The 20,453-nt window shown below is 60.7% G+C and carries 20 protein-coding genes and 1 other RNA gene; 12 read left to right on the plus strand and 9 right to left on the minus strand.

Annotated elements, in window-relative coordinates; all coding sequences use genetic code 11:
- Nucleotides 1–31: 31 nt before the first annotated feature.
- Nucleotides 32–1,006 (minus strand): SDR family NAD(P)-dependent oxidoreductase, encoded by a 975-nt coding sequence (locus QC815_RS05735; RefSeq protein ID WP_230445376.1) that lies wholly within the window; start codon nucleotides 1,004–1,006, stop codon nucleotides 32–34.
- Between the two features lie 262 nt (nucleotides 1,007–1,268).
- Nucleotides 1,269–1,943 (minus strand): ribose-5-phosphate isomerase RpiA, encoded by a 675-nt coding sequence (rpiA, locus tag QC815_RS05740; RefSeq protein WP_230445375.1) that lies wholly within the window; start codon nucleotides 1,941–1,943, stop codon nucleotides 1,269–1,271.
- 162 nt (nucleotides 1,944–2,105) lie between these two features.
- On the opposite strand from rpiA, the gene ilvA reads away from it, so the two are divergent.
- On the plus strand, nucleotides 2,106–3,620 hold the full coding sequence (ilvA, locus tag QC815_RS05745) for a threonine ammonia-lyase, biosynthetic (protein ID WP_230445374.1): 1,515 nt from the start codon (nucleotides 2,106–2,108) through the stop codon (nucleotides 3,618–3,620).
- A 431-nt stretch (nucleotides 3,621–4,051) separates the two neighbouring features.
- Here ilvA and QC815_RS05750 read toward each other — a convergent pair whose 3' ends face one another.
- From QC815_RS05750 to QC815_RS05760, 3 genes are all read right to left on the minus strand, one after another.
- The gene (locus tag QC815_RS05750; RefSeq protein WP_230445957.1) at nucleotides 4,052–4,672 is read right to left on the minus strand and encodes a 5-formyltetrahydrofolate cyclo-ligase; all 621 of its coding nucleotides are present in this window, start codon (nucleotides 4,670–4,672) and stop codon (nucleotides 4,052–4,054) included.
- Between the two features lie 9 nt (nucleotides 4,673–4,681).
- Nucleotides 4,682–4,864, minus strand: a non-coding RNA gene (ssrS, locus tag QC815_RS05755) — 6S RNA.
- Between the two features lie 52 nt (nucleotides 4,865–4,916).
- Nucleotides 4,917–5,216: a cell division protein ZapA gene (locus QC815_RS05760; RefSeq protein WP_230445373.1), complete on the minus strand. Its 300-nt coding sequence runs from the start codon at nucleotides 5,214–5,216 to the stop codon at nucleotides 4,917–4,919.
- Nucleotides 5,217–5,371: 155 nt separating this feature from the next.
- Between QC815_RS05760 and QC815_RS05765 the strand changes: the two genes are divergently transcribed.
- From QC815_RS05765 to QC815_RS05780, 4 genes are all read left to right on the plus strand, one after another.
- Complete coding sequence (locus tag QC815_RS05765) at nucleotides 5,372–5,950, plus strand: UPF0149 family protein (protein ID WP_230445372.1); 579 nt, start codon at nucleotides 5,372–5,374, stop codon at nucleotides 5,948–5,950.
- A gap of 19 nt (nucleotides 5,951–5,969) precedes the next feature.
- Nucleotides 5,970–7,313, plus strand: coding sequence for a Xaa-Pro aminopeptidase (gene pepP, locus QC815_RS05770; protein WP_309767401.1), 1,344 nt, complete (start codon nucleotides 5,970–5,972; stop codon nucleotides 7,311–7,313).
- Nucleotides 7,314–7,393: 80 nt separating this feature from the next.
- Nucleotides 7,394–8,611, plus strand: a complete 1,218-nt coding sequence (ubiH, locus tag QC815_RS05775; RefSeq protein WP_230445370.1) for a 2-octaprenyl-6-methoxyphenyl hydroxylase — start codon at nucleotides 7,394–7,396, stop codon at nucleotides 8,609–8,611.
- A 55-nt stretch (nucleotides 8,612–8,666) separates the two neighbouring features.
- Complete coding sequence (locus QC815_RS05780) at nucleotides 8,667–9,917, plus strand: UbiH/UbiF/VisC/COQ6 family ubiquinone biosynthesis hydroxylase (protein WP_230445369.1); 1,251 nt, start codon at nucleotides 8,667–8,669, stop codon at nucleotides 9,915–9,917.
- On the opposite strand, the gene QC815_RS05785 is transcribed toward QC815_RS05780, so the two are convergent.
- The 3 genes from QC815_RS05785 to gpmI all read right to left on the minus strand — a co-directional run bounded on the left by QC815_RS05785 (nucleotide 9,914) and on the right by gpmI (nucleotide 14,013).
- Nucleotides 9,914–11,215 carry a S41 family peptidase gene (locus tag QC815_RS05785; RefSeq protein WP_230445368.1) on the minus strand — a complete coding sequence of 434 codons (1,302 nt, stop codon included), beginning with the start codon at nucleotides 11,213–11,215 and terminating at the stop codon, nucleotides 9,914–9,916. The genes QC815_RS05780 and QC815_RS05785 overlap by 4 nt on opposite strands.
- A 76-nt stretch (nucleotides 11,216–11,291) precedes the next feature.
- Nucleotides 11,292–12,428, minus strand: a complete 1,137-nt coding sequence (locus QC815_RS05790) for a murein hydrolase activator EnvC family protein (RefSeq protein ID WP_309767405.1) — start codon at nucleotides 12,426–12,428, stop codon at nucleotides 11,292–11,294.
- Nucleotides 12,429–12,435: 7 nt separating this feature from the next.
- Entirely contained in the window at nucleotides 12,436–14,013 is a 1,578-nt protein-coding gene (gene gpmI, locus QC815_RS05795) for a 2,3-bisphosphoglycerate-independent phosphoglycerate mutase (RefSeq protein WP_309767407.1), read from the minus strand.
- Between the two features lie 203 nt (nucleotides 14,014–14,216).
- On the opposite strand from gpmI, the gene QC815_RS05800 reads away from it, so the two are divergent.
- The 7 genes from QC815_RS05800 (at nucleotide 14,217) to ruvX (ending at nucleotide 18,963) form a co-directional block, all read left to right on the plus strand.
- Complete coding sequence (locus tag QC815_RS05800; RefSeq protein ID WP_309767409.1) at nucleotides 14,217–14,639, plus strand: rhodanese-like domain-containing protein; 423 nt, start codon at nucleotides 14,217–14,219, stop codon at nucleotides 14,637–14,639.
- A gap of 73 nt (nucleotides 14,640–14,712) precedes the next feature.
- On the plus strand, nucleotides 14,713–15,225 hold the full coding sequence (secB, locus tag QC815_RS05805; protein ID WP_309767411.1) for a protein-export chaperone SecB: 513 nt from the start codon (nucleotides 14,713–14,715) through the stop codon (nucleotides 15,223–15,225).
- A gap of 3 nt (nucleotides 15,226–15,228) precedes the next feature.
- On the plus strand, nucleotides 15,229–15,996 hold the full coding sequence (locus tag QC815_RS05810; protein ID WP_230445363.1) for a 16S rRNA (uracil(1498)-N(3))-methyltransferase: 768 nt from the start codon (nucleotides 15,229–15,231) through the stop codon (nucleotides 15,994–15,996).
- Nucleotides 15,997–16,132: 136 nt separating this feature from the next.
- On the plus strand, nucleotides 16,133–16,825 hold the full coding sequence (locus QC815_RS05815) for a CvfB family protein (protein ID WP_230445362.1): 693 nt from the start codon (nucleotides 16,133–16,135) through the stop codon (nucleotides 16,823–16,825).
- Nucleotides 16,826–16,900: 75 nt separating this feature from the next.
- Nucleotides 16,901–17,860, plus strand: coding sequence for a glutathione synthase (gshB, locus tag QC815_RS05820; RefSeq protein WP_230445361.1), 960 nt, complete (start codon nucleotides 16,901–16,903; stop codon nucleotides 17,858–17,860).
- Between the two features lie 77 nt (nucleotides 17,861–17,937).
- Nucleotides 17,938–18,495 carry a YqgE/AlgH family protein gene (locus QC815_RS05825; RefSeq protein WP_230445360.1) on the plus strand — a complete coding sequence of 186 codons (558 nt, stop codon included), beginning with the start codon at nucleotides 17,938–17,940 and terminating at the stop codon, nucleotides 18,493–18,495.
- A gap of 12 nt (nucleotides 18,496–18,507) precedes the next feature.
- Complete coding sequence (gene ruvX, locus QC815_RS05830) at nucleotides 18,508–18,963, plus strand: Holliday junction resolvase RuvX (protein ID WP_230445359.1); 456 nt, start codon at nucleotides 18,508–18,510, stop codon at nucleotides 18,961–18,963.
- A gap of 16 nt (nucleotides 18,964–18,979) precedes the next feature.
- Here ruvX and pyrB read toward each other — a convergent pair whose 3' ends face one another.
- Entirely contained in the window at nucleotides 18,980–20,005 is a 1,026-nt protein-coding gene (gene pyrB / locus QC815_RS05835) for an aspartate carbamoyltransferase (RefSeq protein WP_309767417.1), read from the minus strand.
- Nucleotides 20,006–20,453 lie beyond the last annotated feature (448 nt).

A 20,453-nucleotide genomic window follows, 5' to 3' on the forward strand; every position in this document is an offset into this window, starting at 1 on the left:
TCAGTAGGCACGCATGAACCCGGCGCGATGATCAGGCATTCACGGTGAGCGGGGGGCGCTCGTCGTCGGTCATAGTCTGACGGCAATGATGAATGAGCTCACCCAGCCCTTCGTCCATCGTCCATTGCGGGGTGAGCGATAGCCATTCGGCCAGGCGGTGTGGGTCCCCGTAGGAGTGACGAATATCTTCTGCCTTGGCGGGCAAGTGCTGAGCGGGTAATGTGCAGCCGGTGGATCGGCTGAGCAGATCGATCAGGTCAAGCAGGTCAATTTGCTGACCGGTGGCAACGTTGCAAATGCCGCAGTGGGTGCTGAACAGCGCGGTAAGGTTGGCACGGGCAACGTCGCCCACGTAGATAAAATCGCGTGACTGGGTGCCGTCGCCAAAAATGATGGGCGCTTGATGAGCAAGCATTCTATCGATGAAGCGTGCCACGACACCGGCGTAGGGTGAACGCGGGTCTTGGCGTGGGCCGTAAACATTGAAGTAACGCAGTCCCAGGCTGGGTAAGCCGTGCAGACTTGCCAGCAGGGCGGCGTAGCGTTCATCCACCCATTTTTCCAGCCCGTAGGGAGATAGCGGCGCCAAGGCTGACGCTTCTGTTAGTGGCAACTGAGAGGGTGCGCCGTACACTGCAGCAGAAGACGCATACACAAGTTTTGACACCTTTGCCTGGGCGGCGGCGTGCATCACGTTGAGCGCGCCCAGAATATTGTGCGTAGCGGAGTCGCAGGGATCTTCGACCGAGCGTGAAACAGATACCTGGGCGGCCAGGTGCAGGCAGTGCGTAGCGCCCTGCATGACAGCGTTAACCTGCTCTTGATCGCGAATATCGCCCTGGACAATGTCCAGATGCTCGTGCTGGGGGAGGTTGTCTATGTGACCGCTTGAGAAATTATCCAGCACGCGTACCGAATAGCCGGATGCGAGAAGCAGTTCAACGGTGTGTGAGCCAATGAAGCCGGCTCCCCCGGTTACCAGAATACATTTATCATCGTTGCCCATGATTCTGTCCCCTTCCTTTTGGAGGCTGACTTGGCCCGCGGTGGCGAGCATGTATCAGTGCTTAGCTTTTTGAAACAATTTGTATCTTAATGTTTAATTATAATTACAATTAGATGCAAGCGGTGGAAGGGTGAAATGACTCAATAGCGAAGTATGCTTTTACTAATCATCAAGCCGGGGAGGAACAGCGTTCGGATGCAGTCGGCAACAAAAAGGCCAGCGCAAAAGGCTGGCCTGTCAACATTGAAACGCTTAGGCTGGACTAGCAGGTCGTGATGCGCTCCACGCCCTCCTGATTGCCGAGCAGCAGCACGTCGGCGCCCCGATCGGCGAACAGGCCATTGGTCACCACGCCCACAATGGCGTTGAGCTTGGCCTCCATGGCTAAAGGGTCATCGATCATGAAATCGTAGCAGTCGATGATCTGGTTGCCGTTGTCGGTGACCACCCCTTGCCGATAGACAGGCTCGGCTCCCAGGCCGACCAGCTGGCGGGCAACGTAGGAGCGCGCCATGGGAATCACTTCAACCGGTAACGGGAAGTTGCCCAGTTGGCTGACGTACTTGGAATGGTCGGCGATGCAGATGAAGCGCTCGGCGCAGGCGGCGACGATTTTTTCGCGAGTAAGCGCCGCACCGCCGCCCTTGATCATTTGTAAGTTGGCGTTCACTTCGTCGGCGCCGTCGATATAAAAAGGTAGTGTGCCAACGCTGTTCAATTCGAACACATCAATACCCAGCGATTTCAAGCGCTGTGCGCTGGCCTCCGAGCTGGCTACCGCCCCCCTGAACCGATCGCGCAGCGGTTTCAGGCGATCAATAAACAAATTGGCGGTAGAGCCGGTGCCGATGCCCAGCACGGTATCTTGCTCAAGCCAGGGTTCAATTTCGTTGATCGCTTTGTCCGCGACGGCGGCCTTGAGTTCGTCTTGGGTCATGGTATGCCTTTTTGCTGGGAGGAGTGGGTTCACGGCTCATTATAACGGCGCGAGCGCGGCCTGCCGATCAAAACGCCGCTGGACGCCGCGAGGCGTAATCTGCTACCAATAGATGTTTTGTCCGCACCCGTCAGGGTTACGCTCTTCCTTGGGATTTTCCGCATGCTCGAAGCAACCGTCAAAAAGATCCTCCAGGCCCATGTGTATGAAGCCGCCTGTGAAACGCCTATATCGCCCGCTCCCTTTTTGTCGCGTCGTTTCAACAACCAGATTTTGATTAAGCGCGAAGATCTGCAGCCAGTGTTTTCCTTCAAAATCCGCGGGGCCTACAACAAGATGGCTCAGCTGAGCGAAGAACAGAAGGCCAAGGGGGTGATTGCGGCCTCGGCGGGCAATCATGCCCAGGGCCTTGCCATGGCTGCCAAGCTGATGGGCGTTAAAGCGGTCATTGTCATGCCGCGGATTACCCCCGAGATCAAGGTGCAGGCGGTTCGCGCACGGGGTGCCAAGGTGGTGCTCAAGGGCGATGCCTTTGCCGCCGCTGCCGAGCACGCGCAAGCGCTGATAAAAGAGCACGGCTACACCTATATCCCGCCGTTTGACGACATTGACGTTGTCGCCGGTCAGGGCACCATCGCGGTGGAAATCCTGCGCCAGCAAGCCGGGCGCCTCGATGCCATCTTCGTGCCGGTGGGCGGGGGCGGCCTGATTGCCGGTATTGCCGCCTACGTCAAATACCTGCGTCCGGATATCAAGGTGATCGGCGTGGAATCCGAAGACAGCGCCTGCCTGAAAGCGGCGTTGGAAGCGGGGGAGCGCGTTATATTGGATCAGGTAGGCGTTTTTGCCGAGGGCGTGGCCGTGGCACAGATCGGTGAGGTGCCGTTTTCGCTGGTCAAGGATCTGATCGACGAGGTAATAACCGTCACCGCCGATGAAATGTGCGCCGCTGTCAAAGATATCTTTGAAGATACTCGCGCCGTCGCGGAAACCTCGGGGGCGCTGTCGCTTGCCGGGCTGAAAAAATATATTCAGCAAACCGGTGCGGAGGGGCAGACCCTGTTGTGCATCAACTCCGGGGCCAACACCAATTTTGACCGTCTGCAGCACATTGCCGAGCGAACCGAGCTTGGCGAGCAGCGGGAGGCGATTCTGGCCGTGACCATTGCTGAAAAGCCAGGCAGTTTCAAGAAGTTCTGCCGTACGCTGGGTAAGCGCATGGTGACCGAATTCAGCTATCGCTATGCGGACAACAGCGAAGCGCATATCTTTGTCGGCGTACAGGTCAAACCCGGCGGCGAGGATCGCCAGGCCGTGATCGAGAAGCTTGAGGAAGGGGGGTATCAGGTCGAGGATCTTACCGACAATGAGCTGGCGAAGTTGCATATCCGCCATCTCAGCGGTGGTCGTCCCAGCGAGCATTTTGAAGAAGAGCTGTACCGCTTTGAATTTCCCGAACGCCCTGGCGCACTGATGAACTTCCTGACCCAGCTGCCCCACGACTGGAATATTTCGCTGTTCCACTACCGGAATCACGGCGCTGCTTACGGCCGTGTCCTGGTCGGCATGCAGGTGCCCAACGGCGACCGCAAGCATGTTGACGAGCACCTGGATGCAATTGGCTACCGCTATTGGCGGGAAAGCGATAACCCGGCGTACCGGCTGTTCATGGCGTGACGGTGTGTAGCGTAATAAGTAAGCAGTTACTAACGTTTCAGGCCGCCGTGGGTCGGCCTGTTAAGAAACGCTGTGCGTTTATTTTTTAGAGGTAAATGACCGTTTAAAGCGTTGTCAACGGCTGCCTATTGGCCCTATAGTCACAGACGATATTAAGGAAAGACATCATCCCGGCAGTATTAAGCGATTCATGTCCGGCAAGCCGTTTGATGTCTTGACAAATTTGGCAACGTTCAAGGGGCTGGAGAAGCAATATGCGACGCAAGAAGCCTGATATGGTGATGGCACTGATGGTTGTGTTCGCGCTTGGGGTGCTGGTGACTGGCTACGCGCAGGCGCTGTCGGGTAACTGACCCATCCCGTGGTAAGAAAAAGCATCGATTGTTGAACGGGCTGGCCTTTTGGGTCGGCCCGTTTTGCTTTCCAGCCGGTCAAACAGACCCAGGTCGCACAATATGCCGGTCGCTGACCACCGCGCTTAACGGTATGTCCCAGGGTTCGACGGGCAGCGCGTCTACCTGCTGGCACGCATGGGCGACGCCCAGCAGCGTTGGCTTGGGCCCCGGTCGGCGCATGAAGGCAAGACTGCGATCATAAAAGCCTCCGCCCATGCCCATACGGTTAGCCTGGGCGTCGAAACCCACCAGGGGCACCACCAGGGTATCGAGCGCCCAGGCGGGCAGGCGGTTGGGACGCCTGGCGGCAAAGCGGGTGTCGGGTTCGGCGATGCCGAAGCGATTCTTGATCATTGGCGTCCCCGAGTGGTAAGCGACGAACCACAGCGAGTTGGCGCTGAAAGGCCGCAAAACCGGTAAATACACTGAGATGCCTCGCTGGCGGAGCCAGGGAATCAGCGGGGTAGGATCGATTTCGCCCTTGACGGGCAGATAGAGACTTATGCGTCGGGCACGGCGAATCTCAGGAAGGCGTTTGAGCTGACGACAAAGGCGGAAGGCCGCTTCGCGCTGCTCGCGAGGTGTCAACGCCTGGCGCCGCTGGCGTAGTTCACGCCGCAGCGTTCGCTTGTGGTCAGCGCTGTGAAGACTGTCCATCATTATCAAGTGTTCCCCAGAGTGCCGCTGTCGTTCTGGCCCTGAACCTACTGGTTCAGGTGGGTGGCCGCAGCCAGGCCGTCAGGCTTTCCGACGCACGGACATGCACACGGGCCTGGCTAGCATTTGGCCCCCTGGGTATTACGCATAGGCTCGAGGGACTATAACGACTGGCGCACACCCCAGAGAACTCCGTTATCCTAACAGAGCGCGGGCCAATGCCAAAGGCCTGCGTTCAACGGCCTCACGACTTGCGGGTTTGCGACAAAGCGTGCTCGAGCCGCTCGTTAAGCCGGTTCAAATTCGCTTCTCCGGCACGTTGTTCGTCCATAGTCTCAAGCAGTTCGTGGGTAATATTGAGCGCCGCCATGATCGCGATACGCTCGCTCCCCAGCAGACTGCTTTGCGCCTGAATTCCCTGCATGGCGCGGTCCAGATAGCGGGCCGCGCGCTCAAGCTTGGCTTCTTCACCGGGGTCGCAAGCAATCACGTAATCGCGCCCTAGCAGGCTGATTTCGGTAGTAGGCCGCTTAGTGTTACTCATGACAAGCTCCGGCACGGGTCAAAAGGATGCCCAATGCGTTAACATCACTGTAGAGGAAGGACGCTGGCGCTCACTATAAGAGAGCGGCTTGCACGCGGTCAACGCGCAAGCCGGAGCGGCCTACCATCGCGAACCCATGCCAACGAGTGAAGACCATGTCGCTAATTGACGAACGCCAGGAATTTTCGGATGTCGCCGATGTTTTTTTGCTGCACGGGAGCATGCAGTCGCCCGCTTTTCTCGATGGCCGGCTTTGCGCACTGTTAGCCCTGCGCGATGTGGACGCCCAAACCTGGCTGGAAGAGGTCTGTTTGAGCCTCGGTGTGGAACAGCCCCGTGACCCGGCCAGCGCCGAACGGCTGTTGGGCTGGCGTCGGCAGACGCTGGAGGCACTCAGCGCCAGCGATCTCAACTACGCGCCGCTGCTGCCCGACGAGCTGTTCAGCCTGGCCGAGCAGGCCCAGGGCCTGAAAGAGTGGACGCTGGGCTTTATGGAGGTGGTTGACGAAGTGGTCGATGAAGACATGCGCCAACGCTGGTCGCAAACCCTGCGCGAAGCGGTGGACGACCTTTCGGGGCTTGGCCAGATCGAGACCGATATCGATGACTCGCCAGAGAATGAAAATGACCTCTTTGCGCTGACCGAGCACGCGCGGATGGCGGCCATGCTGCTGTACACCGAGCAGCATCCCGGTCAGCCGCAGGTCGAGCAAACCGACACGCCCGTTCATTAACCTGTTGTTGGAAAACGTTATGTCGCCTGATGTACTTCCCCGGCCGCCGGCGATTACGCCGGCGGAATATCGCCAGCGGCGCGACACCCTCATGGCACAGTTGCCTGCCAATGCCGCGGTCATCTTACCCAGCGCTTCGCTGGTGACGCGCTCCAACGACAGTGAGTATGCGTTCCGCCAAAACAGCAACTTTTATTACCTCACCGGCATCACCGAGCCGGATGCCCTGCTGGTGCTGCTGCCGGGCCGTGAGGCGGGGCAAAGCGTGGTGTTCTGCCAGGACCGCGACCCCACCATGGAAGCCTGGACAGGTCGGCGGTTGGGCGCACAAGGCGCGGTGACCGAACACGGCGTTGATCAGGCGTTCGAGAATGCGGAGCGCGAGGCGACCCTGGCAACGCTGCTGTCGGGGCGTGAATGGCTTTATCTGCCTCTCGGGGACGCGGATGCCCAGGCCATCGCCGATGCCGCCTTGGCCGAGGCAACCACGGGCCAGCGCCGTGGCCGGCCCGCGCTCAAGGGCTGGGTGGACACGGATCCGCTGATTCACGCCATGCGCCAGATTAAAAGCGCGGCCGAAATAGCGCTGCTGCGCCATGCGGCGCTGATTTCTGCTCACGCGCATGTGCGCGCCATGCGCGCGGCAAAGCCTGGCCTGAGTGAATATCAGCTACAGGCTGAATTGGAGCATGAGTTTGTCTGGCAAGGGGGCAGTGGGCCTGCTTACAGCACCATTGTGGGTGGCGGTGCCAATGCGTGTGTCTTGCACTACATTGAGAACAGCGCACCGCTGACCAGCGGCGAGCTGGTGTTGATTGATGCCGGCGCGGAATTCGAGCTCTATGCCGGCGACATTACCCGCACCTTCCCGGTATCGGGGCGCTTCGATGAGGCCCAGCGGGCACTTTATCAAGTCGTGCTGGATGCCCAGGAACGAGCCGTCGCGGCGGTTCAGCCAGGTGCTACCCTCGCTGAGATCCATCAGGGCGTGGTGGCCGACCTGACCGCTGGATTGATTGCACTGGGCCTGCTGGACGGCGAGCTGCAGACCTGTATCGACGAGCAGCGCTACCGGCGGTTTTACCTGCATTCCACCTCGCATTGGCTGGGCCTGGATGTCCACGATGTGGGCCGCTACCGGCTGGACGAAGAGACGCCACTGCCGCTGGCGCCGGGCATGGTACTGACCGTTGAGCCCGGTCTTTATATTCCCGATGAACCGGATATCCCCGCTGCCTTTCGAGGCATCGGCGTGCGCATCGAGGACAACGTGGTCGTGACGGCGCAGGGGCATGACGTGCTCACCGACCAGGTGCCAAAACGTATCGCAGATATCGAGGCGCTGATGGGCGGCGAGGGTTAGGTCGCCATTCGTTATGTAATTTACGTTACGCAATAGGCGCGGTGTGCTTGAGCACATCCGTCACCATGGGGAGGCAGCCAATGCAAGCGACGGGGCAGGCAATAACGCACGACATCGTGATTGTGGGGGGTGGGTTGGTAGGCGCGAGTCTGGGCTGTGCCCTGGCCCCCTTGATTGAGCGTTTTGGTTGGAAAGTCGCCATCATCGAAGCGGCGCCGCTCCCCGTCGCGTCCCTCGATGAGGGCTGGCAGCCCAGTTTCGACGCCCGCGCCAGCGCCATCGCCGAGGGCTCCGCCCAGCGCTTCCGTCAGCTGGGAGTGTGGGACGCCATGCAGGCCGAGGCAACGCCCATCAAGCGCATCCACATCAGCGAGCGGGGGCGGCTGGGGGCTACCCGGCTTAACGCTTGTGAGCTCGGCGTCGAGGCGCTGGGGCACGTGATTCCCAACGCCTGGATGGGGCGCGTGCTTCATCAACGGCTCAACACGTTGCCCCTTGAGTGGCACTGTCCTGCCAAGGTGGAGAGCATTACCCCGACCCCTCAGGGCCACGACCTGAGCCTCTCCGATGGCAGTCGTCTGCACGGCGCCTTGACGGTGCTGGCCGACGGTGGGCGCTCGGGGTTGAAAGAGCAGCTGGGTATCGCCAGCCGCCGCGATTCCTATCAACAAACCGCGTTGATTGCCCACGTAGGTGTCAGTCAGCCCCATCAAGGCATCGCCTACGAGCGGTTTACCCGCGCGGGGCCGATTGCGCTCCTTCCTCTGCCAGGACAGTCAATGGAGCTGATCTGGACGCATGACAGCGGTGAGGAGCAGGCGCGTCTGGCGCTGTCCGATGGTGAATTCCTGGCGCAGCTTCAAGCCGCCTTTGGCGACCGTGTCGGACGCTTTACCCAGGTAGGTCAGCGCCACAGCTATCCGTTAACCTTGATCACGGCCCAGGAACCGGTTCGCCCCGGACTTGCCGTATTGGGCAATGCCGCGCATGCGTTGCACCCGGTTGCCGGGCAGGGCTTCAACCTGGCCCTGCGCGGGGTGATGGATCTGGTCGATGCCCTGGAAGAAGGCGAGTGGGCAAAACGCCCGCTGGGCGACATGGCCACCCTGCAGGCGTTCGAGCGGCGGCGCGCGCGCGACCGGGCCAACGTGATCCGCTTTAGTGACGGGCTGATTCGCCTGTTTGGCCTGTCGTTCCCGCTGTTGCCTCACGCCCGGGCAGCCGGTTTGATTGGGCTCAATATGGTAGGGCCATTACGTAAAGGGCTGGCGCGCCGGGCCATGGGGTTGGAGCGATGAGTCACCCCGCATTGCCCACGCGTGTGAGCCAGCTAAGCTAACGTTAAGGAGCGTTATGCCGTCATCCAAAGAGTTACCGATACCACCAGATCGCTGCTATGACGCCATTATTGTCGGCGCTGGCATGGTGGGGGCCACCCTGTGCTGGTTGCTGGCGAACGCCGGCATGCGGGTAGCGCTGGTGGAGGCGCAATCAGCGCCGCCTAAGCACGCGCTGAGCGAGCGTCCCGGCACGCGGGTCAGCGCCCTGACCCCGGTTTCACAACGGTTGTTGACGCATGTCGGCGCCTGGCCATTGATGGTCGAAGCCCGGGTGACACCTTACCGCTATATGCAGGTGTGGGACGCCGAGGGCAGCGGTGAGATTGCCTTTTCCGCCGATGAGGCGGGCGTTCCCGTGCTGGGTCACATTGTCGAGAACGACGTCACGCTATCGGCGTTGCACGTGGCACTCGCGCGCCAGGCCAAGGTTAGCATGTACTTCGATGCGCCGGTGGCGGCATTGGCGGAAACAGCGTCAGGGCGCCAACTGTGCTTGGCGAACGGCCAGGTGTTGCACGCATCCTTGATTGTAGCGGCGGACGGGGCGCGCTCGGCGCTGCGTGAGATGGCGGGTATCGACGTGGTCAGCGAGTCGATGGGGCAAGAAGCGGTGGTCACCACGGTGCATTGTGAAAGACCCCACGGCGACACTGCACGCCAAGCCTTTGTCGACGGCTGTCCGCTGGCGTTCCTGCCGCTGACGGTGCAGGGGGATGCCCACTACTGTTCGATTGTCTGGTCGACGACGCCCGCCCATGCCAATGAGCTTTGCGAGCTTACTCAGGCATCATTGGGCGATACCCTGGGTAACGCCTTGGGCGGGCGAATGGGCGCGGTAACCGCCTGCGACCGGGCGTATCGCTTTGCGTTGGTTCAGCGTCATGCGCGGGACTATGTGCAACCGCATTTCGCCCTGGTGGGTGACGCCGCGCACAGTCTCCACCCGCTGGCCGGGCAGGGCGTCAACCTGGGGTTGATGGATGCCGCCGTCCTGGCCGAGGAGGTCACCGCCGCCTGGCGGCGGGGCGCTCCCTGGGGCGAACTCGGCACGCTCAAGCGCTACGCCCGCCGTCGGCGAGGTGACAACCAGCGCATGCTCGGGCTGATGAAAGGCTTTAAAGTGCTGTTTGGCAGTCACGATCCGGCGTTGACCCTGGCGCGCAACCTGGGCATGAGCGGCATGCATCAGCTTGCACCGCTCAAGCGGATCGTCATGCGCCAAGCGACCGGCGAACGCGGCCGCTTGCCGGTCACCTGCCGTTAGTCACGGCGGCGGTCGACCACGTTCAGCGCTTTGAGCAAGTTAAGCGCCTCGCTCAGTTGGTAGTCGTCGCGCAGTCGTGGAGATGTTTCCTCGCGGTCGCGTGGGGCCTGTTGGGCGCTTAGATGGCCTTCGAGGTCGGCTTCGCGGGTTTCGCGACGGCTTTCGGCCACTTCAAGACGACCACGCACCACATCCACATCCGGCTCAATGCCCTGGGCCTGGATCGAGCGCCCTTCGGGGGTGTAATACAGCGCGGTGGTCAGTTTCAGCCCCTCGCCGTTGCCCAGCGGCATGATCTGCTGCACGGAACCCTTGCCGAAGCTGTCGGTGCCCATGATGATGCCCCGACGCTGATCCTGCAGGGCGCCGGCGACAATTTCGGCGGCGGACGCGCTGCCGCTATTGATCAGCACCACCAACGGCACGTCGCCGGCGGGGGTGTCGGCCGACGCCGAGAAGGAGAGCTCGTTGTCGGGAATCCGCCCTTCGGTATAGACAATCAGGCCGTCGTCCAGGAACAGGTCGGCCACCCCGACCGCTGCCTGCAGCACGCCGCCGGGGTTATTACGTAAATCGAGCACCAGTCCGTCCAGCGGCTGCTCCCGGGCCATGCGCTCCAGCGCTTGGCGTGCCTGCTCCGGGGTGCGCGACTGGAACTGGCCGATCCGTAAATAGCCATAGCCGGTTTCCAGCAGTTCGTGCTTGACGCTTTCGCTGCGGATAATCTCGCGGGTCAGCGTGAACTCGCGGGGCGACTCCTCACCCGCGCGCAGTACAGAGATATCAATGGTCGTGTCGGGATCGCCGCGCATCAAGGTGACGGCTTCCTGCAACGACATGCCTTTAGTCGGCGTGCCGTCGATGCTGATGATAATGTCCCGGGACATCAGCCCTGCCCGTGAGGCGGGGGTATCGTCGATCGGGGTGATGACCATGAGCTGGCCGTTTTCCATGCCCACTTCGATGCCGATCCCGCCAAACTCACCCTCGGTGGACTCGCGCAGGCTCTGGTATTCCTCTTTATCGAGGTAGGCGGAGTGGGGATCCAGCTCGCTCAGCATGCCGCGCATGGCGTTACGCAGCAGGGTGCGGTCGTCGACATCCTCGACATAGGCACGCTTGATGCGTTCGAACACCTCGGCAAACGTCTGGATTTCTTCAAGCGGCAGGTCGCTGTCGACGCTATTGCTACTTGGCTGGGCAAGCAACGGAAGCGGGGTCGATAGTAAAGCGATGGGCAGCAGGAGCGCCAAGAAGCGTTTGGCGGTGGCCGATCCCTGGGTAACTGATAGCGTCATGCGGACTCCGCGAAGCGATAGGTGGGTAGCGGTGGCGCTACCCGAAGTGACAACAAGTATGGCTCAGCTTATCCCGTCAGCGGCGTGCAATCCAACGTTGCGGGTTAATGGGTTCACCGCGGCGGCGAACTTCAAAGTAAAGTGCATCACGCGGCTGCCCGCCGCTGTTGCCCACCTGGCCAATCGTATCGCCGCTTTTAACCTGTTGGCCGGGGCGCGCGTTGAACTGCTGTAGATGGGCATAGAGCGTCATGATCTGATCACCATGGTCGATAATCAGCAGGTTACCAAATCCGCGCATCCAGTCGGCAAACACCACACGGCCGGTATGCACCGCGCTGACCGTGCTGCCCCCAACGGCGCGAATGACGATGCCGTTGTAATGCACGCCGTCGCGACGCTGGAAGTCCGCCGTGATATCGCCCTGAACCGGCCAGGGTAAGTCGCCCTGGGTACGCGTAATCTGGGTGCTTGGCGTCGGCTCGTCAAGGCGGGCAAGTTCGGCCTGAATCTCGCGAAGCCGCTGTTCGGCCTGTTCGCGGTCTTCATTCAAATCGGCCAGGCGGGCGGCTTCACTGCCGTAGCGGTCATCCAGATTGGCGACGACGCCACGGCGTTCCTGGGTGCGCTCGGCAAGCCGTGCGCTTTCTTCTTCAAGCTCCTCAGACAAGGTATCCAGGCGATCCTGACGCTCGGCAAGTGCCTGTTGCGTATTAGCCAACGCATTATCCAGCCGGGCGATGTCGTCCAGGCGCTGCTGGCGGGCGTCGGTGAGCCGGTTTAAATAGGCCTGCATGCGGTCAAGCGCGGCGGGGTCGCCCTGATTCAACAGCAGCTTGAGCTGGGGCGTCGGGCCTAGGCGGTAAAGCGCTGCCAACTGCTGGCCAAGGGCATCAACCTGGGCGTCGCGGTCGGCTTCAAGGCGCTCGCGATGCTGGCGAAGCTTACGGGTTTCTTCGTTCAGCTCGCGCCGCTCGCCCTGCAGCTGATCAAGCCGCTGGTGGGTCTCGGCCAGTTCGGTTTCCACCTCGCGCAGCTCGCGTTTGGCGCCTTCGCGGGCGTCGTCGGTGTCGCTCAAACGTTCCGAAACCGCCTCGATGGCCTGGCCAATATCATCGAGTTGCTGGCGCGCTTGATCTTCGCTGGGCTGGGCGGCACTTTGCGTGGCGACCATCAGCGCCACGCAAGCCGCCATCCCGACAAGTCGTCGCATGCAGGGACTAACCGAATCGAATCAGGGGGTGACCGGTCATTGCCTCAGGAACGTCCTGATTCATCATGGTCAGCAGCGTCGGTGCCAGGTCGCATAGTCGGCCATCGGCGAGCTGAGCCGAGCGCTCTCCAACATAAATCAGCGGCACCGTAAAGGTGGTATGCGCGGTTTGCGGCGCCCCGGTCTCCGGATGAACCATCTGTTCGGCATTGCCATGATCCGCCGTAATCAGGCAGGCACCACCTGCGCGCTCGATGGCCTCGACCACGCGACCCACGCAGGTATCGACGGTTTCGATGGCCTTGACGGCGGCGTCGAAGTCGCCGGTGTGGCCGACCATGTCACCGTTGGCGTAGTTGCACACCATTACATCAAAGTGGCCGCTATCGATAGCGCCGACGAGTTTGTCGGTAATTTCGTAGGCGCTCATCTCGGGCTTTTCATCGTAGGTCTTCACGTCGCGCGGGGACGGCACGAGAATGCGCTTTTCGCCCTCATATTCGGCTTCGTTGCCGCCTGAAAAGAAGAAAGTGACGTGGGGATATTTCTCGGTCTCGGCGATTCGCAACTGGGTCAAGCCGCGTTTGGCAACCACCTCGCCCAGGGTGTCGTGGAGATCGTTGGGCGGAAAGGCGGCCGGCGCCGGAATGTCCGCCGCGTACTGGGTCATCATGACCAGTCCGTCCCCTGCCAGTTTGGGGCAGACGCGCCGTTCGAAGCCGTTGAAGTCGGGCTCGACGAAAGCGCGGGTCAGTTCGCGAGCGCGATCCGAACGGAAGTTGAGGAAAATCGCCGCATCACCGTCCTGCAGCGTGATGGTGCTGTCGCTGGAGCCATCGCCGACCGGTATGCTGCTGGCGGCGACGAACTCGTCGGTTTCGCCCCGTTCGTAGGCATTGCGCAGCGCGATTTCGGCGCTGGTCGCGTAATAGTCGGCATGCCCGTCAGTGATCAGTCGGTAGGCTTGCTCGACGCGTTCCCAGCGATTATCCCGATCCATGGCAAAAAAGCGCCCGATAATCGAGGCGACAAAGCCATTGTCGGCGCCGACCAGCTCGGCCAGGCGCGCATTGGCCCGCTCGATGGAGCGAAGCGCGCTCTGGGGGGGCATATCGCGGCCGTCCAGGAAGGCGTGCACGTAGATGCGCTGGGCCCCGCGGCGCGCGGCCAGCTCGGCCATGGCCATAAAATGGTCTTCATGGCTGTGGACGCCGCCAGGCGACAGCAATCCCAGCAGGTGCACGGCGCGACCGTTAGCCACGGCGTCGTCGATGGGCCGGGTGAGGGCGTCGATGGTATCCAGGTCGCCGTCTTCAATGGCCTTGGTGATGCGAGTGAAATCCTGGTAAACGATGCGTCCGGCGCCCAGGTTCATGTGGCCCACTTCGGAGTTGCCCATTTGCCCGTCCGGCAGCCCAACATGGCGGCCATCGGTATGAACAAAGGCATGGGAGCGGTTCGCCCAGAGCTGATCCATCACCGGGGTGCTGGCGGCGGCCACCGCATTGTGCGCACTGTCGGGGTTGTGACCGTAACCGTCCAGAATAATCAGCGCGACGGGGCGGGGAGTGCGTGCAGTGTCCATAAAATCCTCCTGATAAGTGGCAAGCCGGACGACATAACGTGGATCAGGGTCGCGACTAACGCATGCATCGGGCATCATAACGCAGCCAGTGGCTAAGCGTCATGGCTCAGGCCTGCGCGCGTGGCCTCCAGACGTGTATACTTGTCGCGTTTTAGCGGTGGCAACGCTGCTTTTTTCCGTATTGACCAAGAGATTGTGTCGCGATGATCGATCAGCTGTTCGAATTCGTACTGAATCATCCCCTGCTGGTGGGGGCGTTTTTGCTGGCGCTGATAGCGTGGATGGTGTATGAGACACGCAGCGCTTCAACCCATGCGCTCACCGCCTCCCAGGCCACGCAGCTCATTAACCGTGAAGATGCCGTTGTCGTGGATATCCGGGAAAGTAAAGACTTCAAGACGGGCCACATCGCCGGGGCGCGCAATATTCCCCAGAGCAGCCTGGATAGCCGCATGAACGAGCTGAATAAAGTTAAAGACAAGCCGATCATTGTGGTGTGCAAGCACGGACAGGGGTCCGGCGCGGCGCAGACCAAGCTCGCCAAGGCCGGCTTCGAACGCGCTCTGAAGCTGAAAGGTGGCATGGCCCAGTGGCAGGCTGACGGCCTCCCGGTGGTTAAAAAATAAGCGTAGGTGCGCATCCTACTGACGGCATCAACGCTTGCACTGACGATTGCATCAACAAACGAGGAGTTCTCCCATGGCGGAAGATAACAACACCCCGCAGGTCGGCGCACAAGGCGACGACAAACCACAGCTCAAGTTTTCGCTGCAGCGCATTTACGTTAAGGATATTTCGTTCGAAGCGCCCAATTCGCCGTCGGTGTTCCAGGAGTCGTTTAAACCCAAGGTGAGTCTTGACCTCAATACCAGCAGCAGCAAAATTGCCGAGGATCAATATGAGGTCGTCGTCAAGGTGACCGCGCAGGTTAACGATAAAGAAACGGGCACCACCTCCTTCCTGGCGGAAGTCGAACAGGCGGGCCTGTTCCGCATCAGCGGCATCGAAGGCGCGCAGCTTGACCAGACGCTGGGCGCTTTCTGCCCTAACCTGCTGTTCCCGTATGCCCGTGAGTGCGTGGATAATCTGGTCAACCGTGGCGGCTTCCCGCCGCTGATGCTGGCACCGGTGAATTTTGAAGCGATGTACGCGCAGCGCAAGCAGCGTGAACAGCAGCAGGCCGGCCAGCAGACCGAAGAGAACACGCACTAAACGATGTCTGAAGTGCTGCTCGCCGCTGACTGGTATGCCAGGCACGGCAAAATGCCGCGGCTTTATGTACCAGTGGTGGTGACCCCGGGCAGTGAGCTGACCCTGCCGGATGGCCCAGCGCGGCACGTCACGCGCGTGCTGCGCATGGGTGAAGGGGCACCGCTGGTGGTGTTCGACGGTAGCGGCCAGGAGGCGGGAGTGCGCCTGACCGAGGTCAGCCGCAAGCAGGCGACGGTGACCGTGGAAGCCGTCTGGCCGGGCAGCGGTGAATCGCCGCTGGCCGTGCATTTGGGCCAGGCGATTTCCAAGGGTGACCGGATGGATTACGCCATTCAGAAGGCCGTCGAGCTTGGTGTGGCGGCGATCACCCCGCTTTATACCGAGCGGGGTGACGTGCGTCTCAAGGGCGACCGGGAAGACAAGAAGCTGGCCCATTGGCAGGCGGTGGCCGCCAGCGCCTGTGAGCAGAGCGGGCGTGCAGTGGTGCCGCCGGTCAATCCGCCCATGACGCTAACGTCCTGGCTGGGTGAGCGTCATGAAGCGTTGCGCCTGATGCTCCACCTGGCGACGGATCACCCTTTCGACAGCAAGCAACGCCCTGAGACAGCGGCGTTGTTGATTGGCCCTGAGGGTGGCCTTGGCGATGCGGATGTGGACGCTGCCCTGGCGGCTGAGTTCACCCCCCTCACGCTCGGCCCGCGTGTGCTGCGCACCGAGACCGCGCCGCTCGTGGCGTTGACGCTCCTCCAGCATCATTTCGGCGATCTGTAAGCACTGACGCTCCATTGCTTGCGCCGTGCCTCCTCTGCAGATGTTCACCTCGACGCGCCATTGGGCAGCCAACGTGCTTTGCCTTGGCAACGCAAGACACCATAATGAACGCCTATTTACTGTAAGGACGGCACCCATGGTCCGTGAGTCCCATTCCTCGCCCCGATCTGCCAGCGATGCGGCCGCCCAACTGGGGGAAGTAGCCTACTTGACGGTGACGGCGGTCAACAGCACCGGGGCGTTTTTACGCTGGGGGCAGCCCAAAGATGTGCTGTTGCCCTACAGCGAGCAGCGCTTTCGCCCCGATCCGGGCAAGCGCGTACTGGTCATGCTGTACCAGGATGAACAGGGCAGGCCCGTGGCGACCATGCGACTCGATCGCTTTTTGACCGATGACGCCTGGGCGCTTGCAACGGGTGATGCCGTGAGCGTTGTGGTGGCCGACCGCACCGACCTGGGCATGAAGGTTGTCGTCGATCACCGCTACTGGGGGTTGATCTATCAGGACGATATCAGCCAGCCGCTGCGGCGTGGGCAGTCGCTGACGGGCTACGTCAAGCAGCGCCGCGAAGACGGCCGGGTGGATATTTCACTTCTGCCGCCCGGCGCCGCCCGCCTGGATGTGGTGGGCGATAAAGTCCTCCAGGCTCTGCGCGAAAGCGGCGGCTATCTGGCGCTGGGCGATAAAAGTGACGCACACGCGATCAAGGCGCGGCTGGGGGTAAGCAAGAGCGCTTACAAACAGGCGATTGGGCGGTTGTACAAGCAGGGGTTGATAACCCTGGAGCCAGGCGCCATACGTCTGGTACCTGGCGCGCTCAGCCAGTAAAGAAGCTAGCGGTTGGAGCCTAAGAGGCAGTGCGGCATACTGCTTACCTATTGTTCATGTATGGATTGTGCCCCGATGAGTCAGTCAACATTGCACCTGGGTGTCGTGATGGATCCCATCAGCGACATCGCCTACAAGAAAGATACCACCATGGCGATGCTGTGGGCGGCGCAAGCGCGCGGTTACGCCCTGCACTACATGGAGCAGGAAGATCTCTTCTTGAATGCAGGGCAAGCCTATGCGCGCATGCGCCCGTTGACGGTTCATCGTGATCCCGAGCACTGGTATGACCTGGGTGAAGCGTCCGCCCGGCCGCTGGCCGAACTGGATACGGTCTTGATGCGCAAGGATCCGCCGGTGGATGCAGACTTTACCAATGCGGTGCATCTGCTGGGGTTTGCCGAGCGTGAGGGCGTTCTGATCGTCAATCCAACCGCTGCGTTGCTGCAGTGTAATGAAAAGCTGTTTGCCCAGCAGTTTCCCCAGTGTTGCGCGCCGACCCTGGTAGCCAGCCGTGCCGATGTGCTGCGTGCCTTTCACGCCGAGCACGGCGATGTCATCTTCAAGCCCCTCGACGGCATGGGAGGAACCGGCATCTTTCACATCGGCCCCGAAGGACGCAATATCGGGGCGGTCATCGAGCAGCTTACCCTGCGTGGTCAGCGCCAGATCATGGCCCAACGCTACCTGCCGGCCATCAAGGAAGGTGATACGCGGATTTTGCTGGTAGACGGCGAGCCGGTACCTTATGGACTTGCGCGTATACCCTCAGCGGGTGAGACGCGCGGCAACCTCGCCGCCGGCGGGCGCGGTGTCAGCCGCGAGCTGACCGAACGAGACCGGTGGCTTATCAAGCAGGTGCAGCCCATGATCCGCGAAAAAGGACTAATGTTTGTCGGCCTGGACGTGATCGGCGATTACATCACGGAAATCAACGTGACGAGCCCGACCTGCGTTCGCGAAATCGACGACCAGCGTGGCACTGATATCGCCGGCCGACTGCTGGATGCCATTGAGCGACGCCTTGCCCCATAAGCGCTGGTCTGTCGCACTGACGCGCACTACCCACTGAATTTAGGCTGGCTGACGCCTCAGCTGGCCGCAGGAGACGCATGCAAAGTTTAAAACATCACTTTTTGATGGCCATGCCGCACCAGGATGATCCTAATTTTGCGGGCAGCCTTATCTACCTCTGCGATCATGACCACAATGGCTGTATGGGCGTCATTGCCAACCGTCCCCTGGACATTACCCTGGACGCGCTGTTTGAGCAGCTTGAGCTAGGGGGTGACGACAGCCCGTTTCGCAATGCGCCGGTATATTACGGCGGGCCAATGCATAAAGACCGTGGCTTTATCCTGCACACCGGCGATAGCCAGGCGTGGGATTCCAGCCTTCAGGTCGAAGACGGTATTTCGCTGACCACGTCGATGGATATCCTTCAGGCGCTAGCCAACGGCGAAGGGCCGGAACAGTTTCTGGTTTGTCTAGGCTGTGCGGGTTGGGAAGTGGGTCAGCTTGAAGAGGAATTGAAAGAGAATGCCTGGCTGACCGTGGAAGGCCAGGCCCCGGTGCTCTTCGACACCCCTCCCGCTGAACGGCTTGCCGCAGCGGCGGGCATTCTCGGGGTCGATCTAAATCTTATGACCCGTGATGCAGGGCACGCGTAATGGCCAAGCGCAATGGCTGAGCTAGGTCAGCGTCTGCTGCTGGCGTTTGATTTTGGTACGCGGCGGATTGGCGTGGCGGTCGGCAATGAGCTGCTGAAAAGCGGCCGCGAGCTTGCGCCGCTCACCGCTCGGGACGGCATTCCCGACTGGAACCTCGTCACGCGCCTGGTGGAGGAGTGGCAACCCGATCTGTTTGTGGTGGGGTTGCCGCTCAATATGGACGGCACAGAGTCGGCCATGAGTACGCGGGCACGTAAATTTGGCAATCGACTCCACGGACGCTTTGGTAAACCCTGCGAAATGGTCGATGAGCGTGGGTCGACGCGGGAAGCCAAACAAATCGCCCACGCGGCCGGTCATCGCGGCAACTATCGTGAAGACAGCGTCGACGGCATTGCGGCCGTGCTGATTCTGGAGGGCTGGTTTGCCCACCAGGAAGGACTTCCCGGTGGGCGCAACGCCTATTAAAGCGTGAAATGGGAGGCTAGCGGTCGAGAGTGCCGGTTTGGGACGGTACAAACCAGCGCACCGGCCGCTGGTCTTCATCAATCAACGCGTCTACTTTCAGCAGGGTGGCAAAGATTGCCATGCGCATAGGGATGCCGTTATCGGTCTGGCGGAAAATGGCCAATCGCGGGTCGCCGTTAAGGTTCACATCCAGGTCGTTGGCACCGGGGCGGCTATCTCTGGGCAGCGGGTGCATCACAATCGTGCTTGGGCTGCAGCGCTGATCAAGAAAATCGCGATTGATCATGAAGTCACCGGAAAGCCCCTGAAAGCTCTCGTTCATTTCATCGGTAAAGCGCTCTTTTTGAATGCGGGTGGCATACACCACATCCAGATCAGAGAAATCGCATGCCAATGAACTGCGCTGCTCAATGCGGTGCCCGCGTGAAGCTACCAGGTCGATCAGTGCCGACGGCATCTCAAGCCCCGGCGGCGAGACCAGCGTAATGCGCAGCGGTCCGTAAAGTGACAAGAGTTTGATCAGGGAATGCACGGTGCGGCCATATTTCAAGTCGCCGGTCAGCAGGATGTGGGCACCGCTAAGCGATTTATTCAGTCGCTGAAACTCTTTATCAATCGTGTAGAGGTCAAGCAATGCCTGGCTTGGGTGCTCGCCAGGACCGTCGCCGCCATTGATTACCGGTACATTCGTTGCCGCAGCAAACTCGGCGACGGAGCCCTGGTCGGGGTGGCGCATGACGATGGCGTCGCAATAGCCACTCATGACTCGGCTGGTGTCATAAAGCGACTCGCCCTTGGCCATGGACGAAAAAGTAAAGCCCGTGGTATCGCACACGCTGCCGCCCAGGCGGCAAAAAGCCGCATTGAAACTTACCCGCGTGCGCGTACTGGCTTCAAAGAACAGGTTGCCGAGCACCGCCCCTTCCAGCACGCGGGTGACTTGGCGGCGATTGGCAATCGGCTCCATGCGCGCTGCAACGCGAAGTAAGTGGTCAACGTTCTCGCGGGCTAATGAATCGACCGTTAATAAATGCTGGCTCATCGCGGACCTCGGCAGGAAGATAGGTAGCGTTAGTGTAACTGCCAACCCCGCTGTCGCCGAAGCGCTTTTGGTGTCCTAAGGGATCGATGGCAAAATTTTTCCTTGCTCCCCCCTTGCCAACCCGGCAGCAACACCGTAAAGTACGCATCCGCTGCCGGGGACGCCAGGCGTTGCCAGCGGTGGATGAGGTGTAAAAACCTCAGTTTGTCAGTAGGTTAGGCAAATAGCGGGAAGGAAAATCGCATCAAACATTTCCTTCGCTTCTGCCAAACAGCCATTGACAAACACTGAGAAGTGCGTAGAATACGCCTTCCTCGCTTAGCAGCGGCCACGTCAGGTTTTGAGGCCCGCAAGCGACAGCTCTTTAATAATTTGATCAGGTAATTCATGTGGGCGCTTGCCGATGAGGGTGATAAATCACCGAATATCAAGGCAAGCGGTCATGTAA

Origin of the sequence: Vreelandella gomseomensis (assembly GCF_031451645.1) — a bacterium.
Classification (GTDB): domain Bacteria; phylum Pseudomonadota; class Gammaproteobacteria; order Pseudomonadales; family Halomonadaceae; genus Vreelandella; species Vreelandella gomseomensis.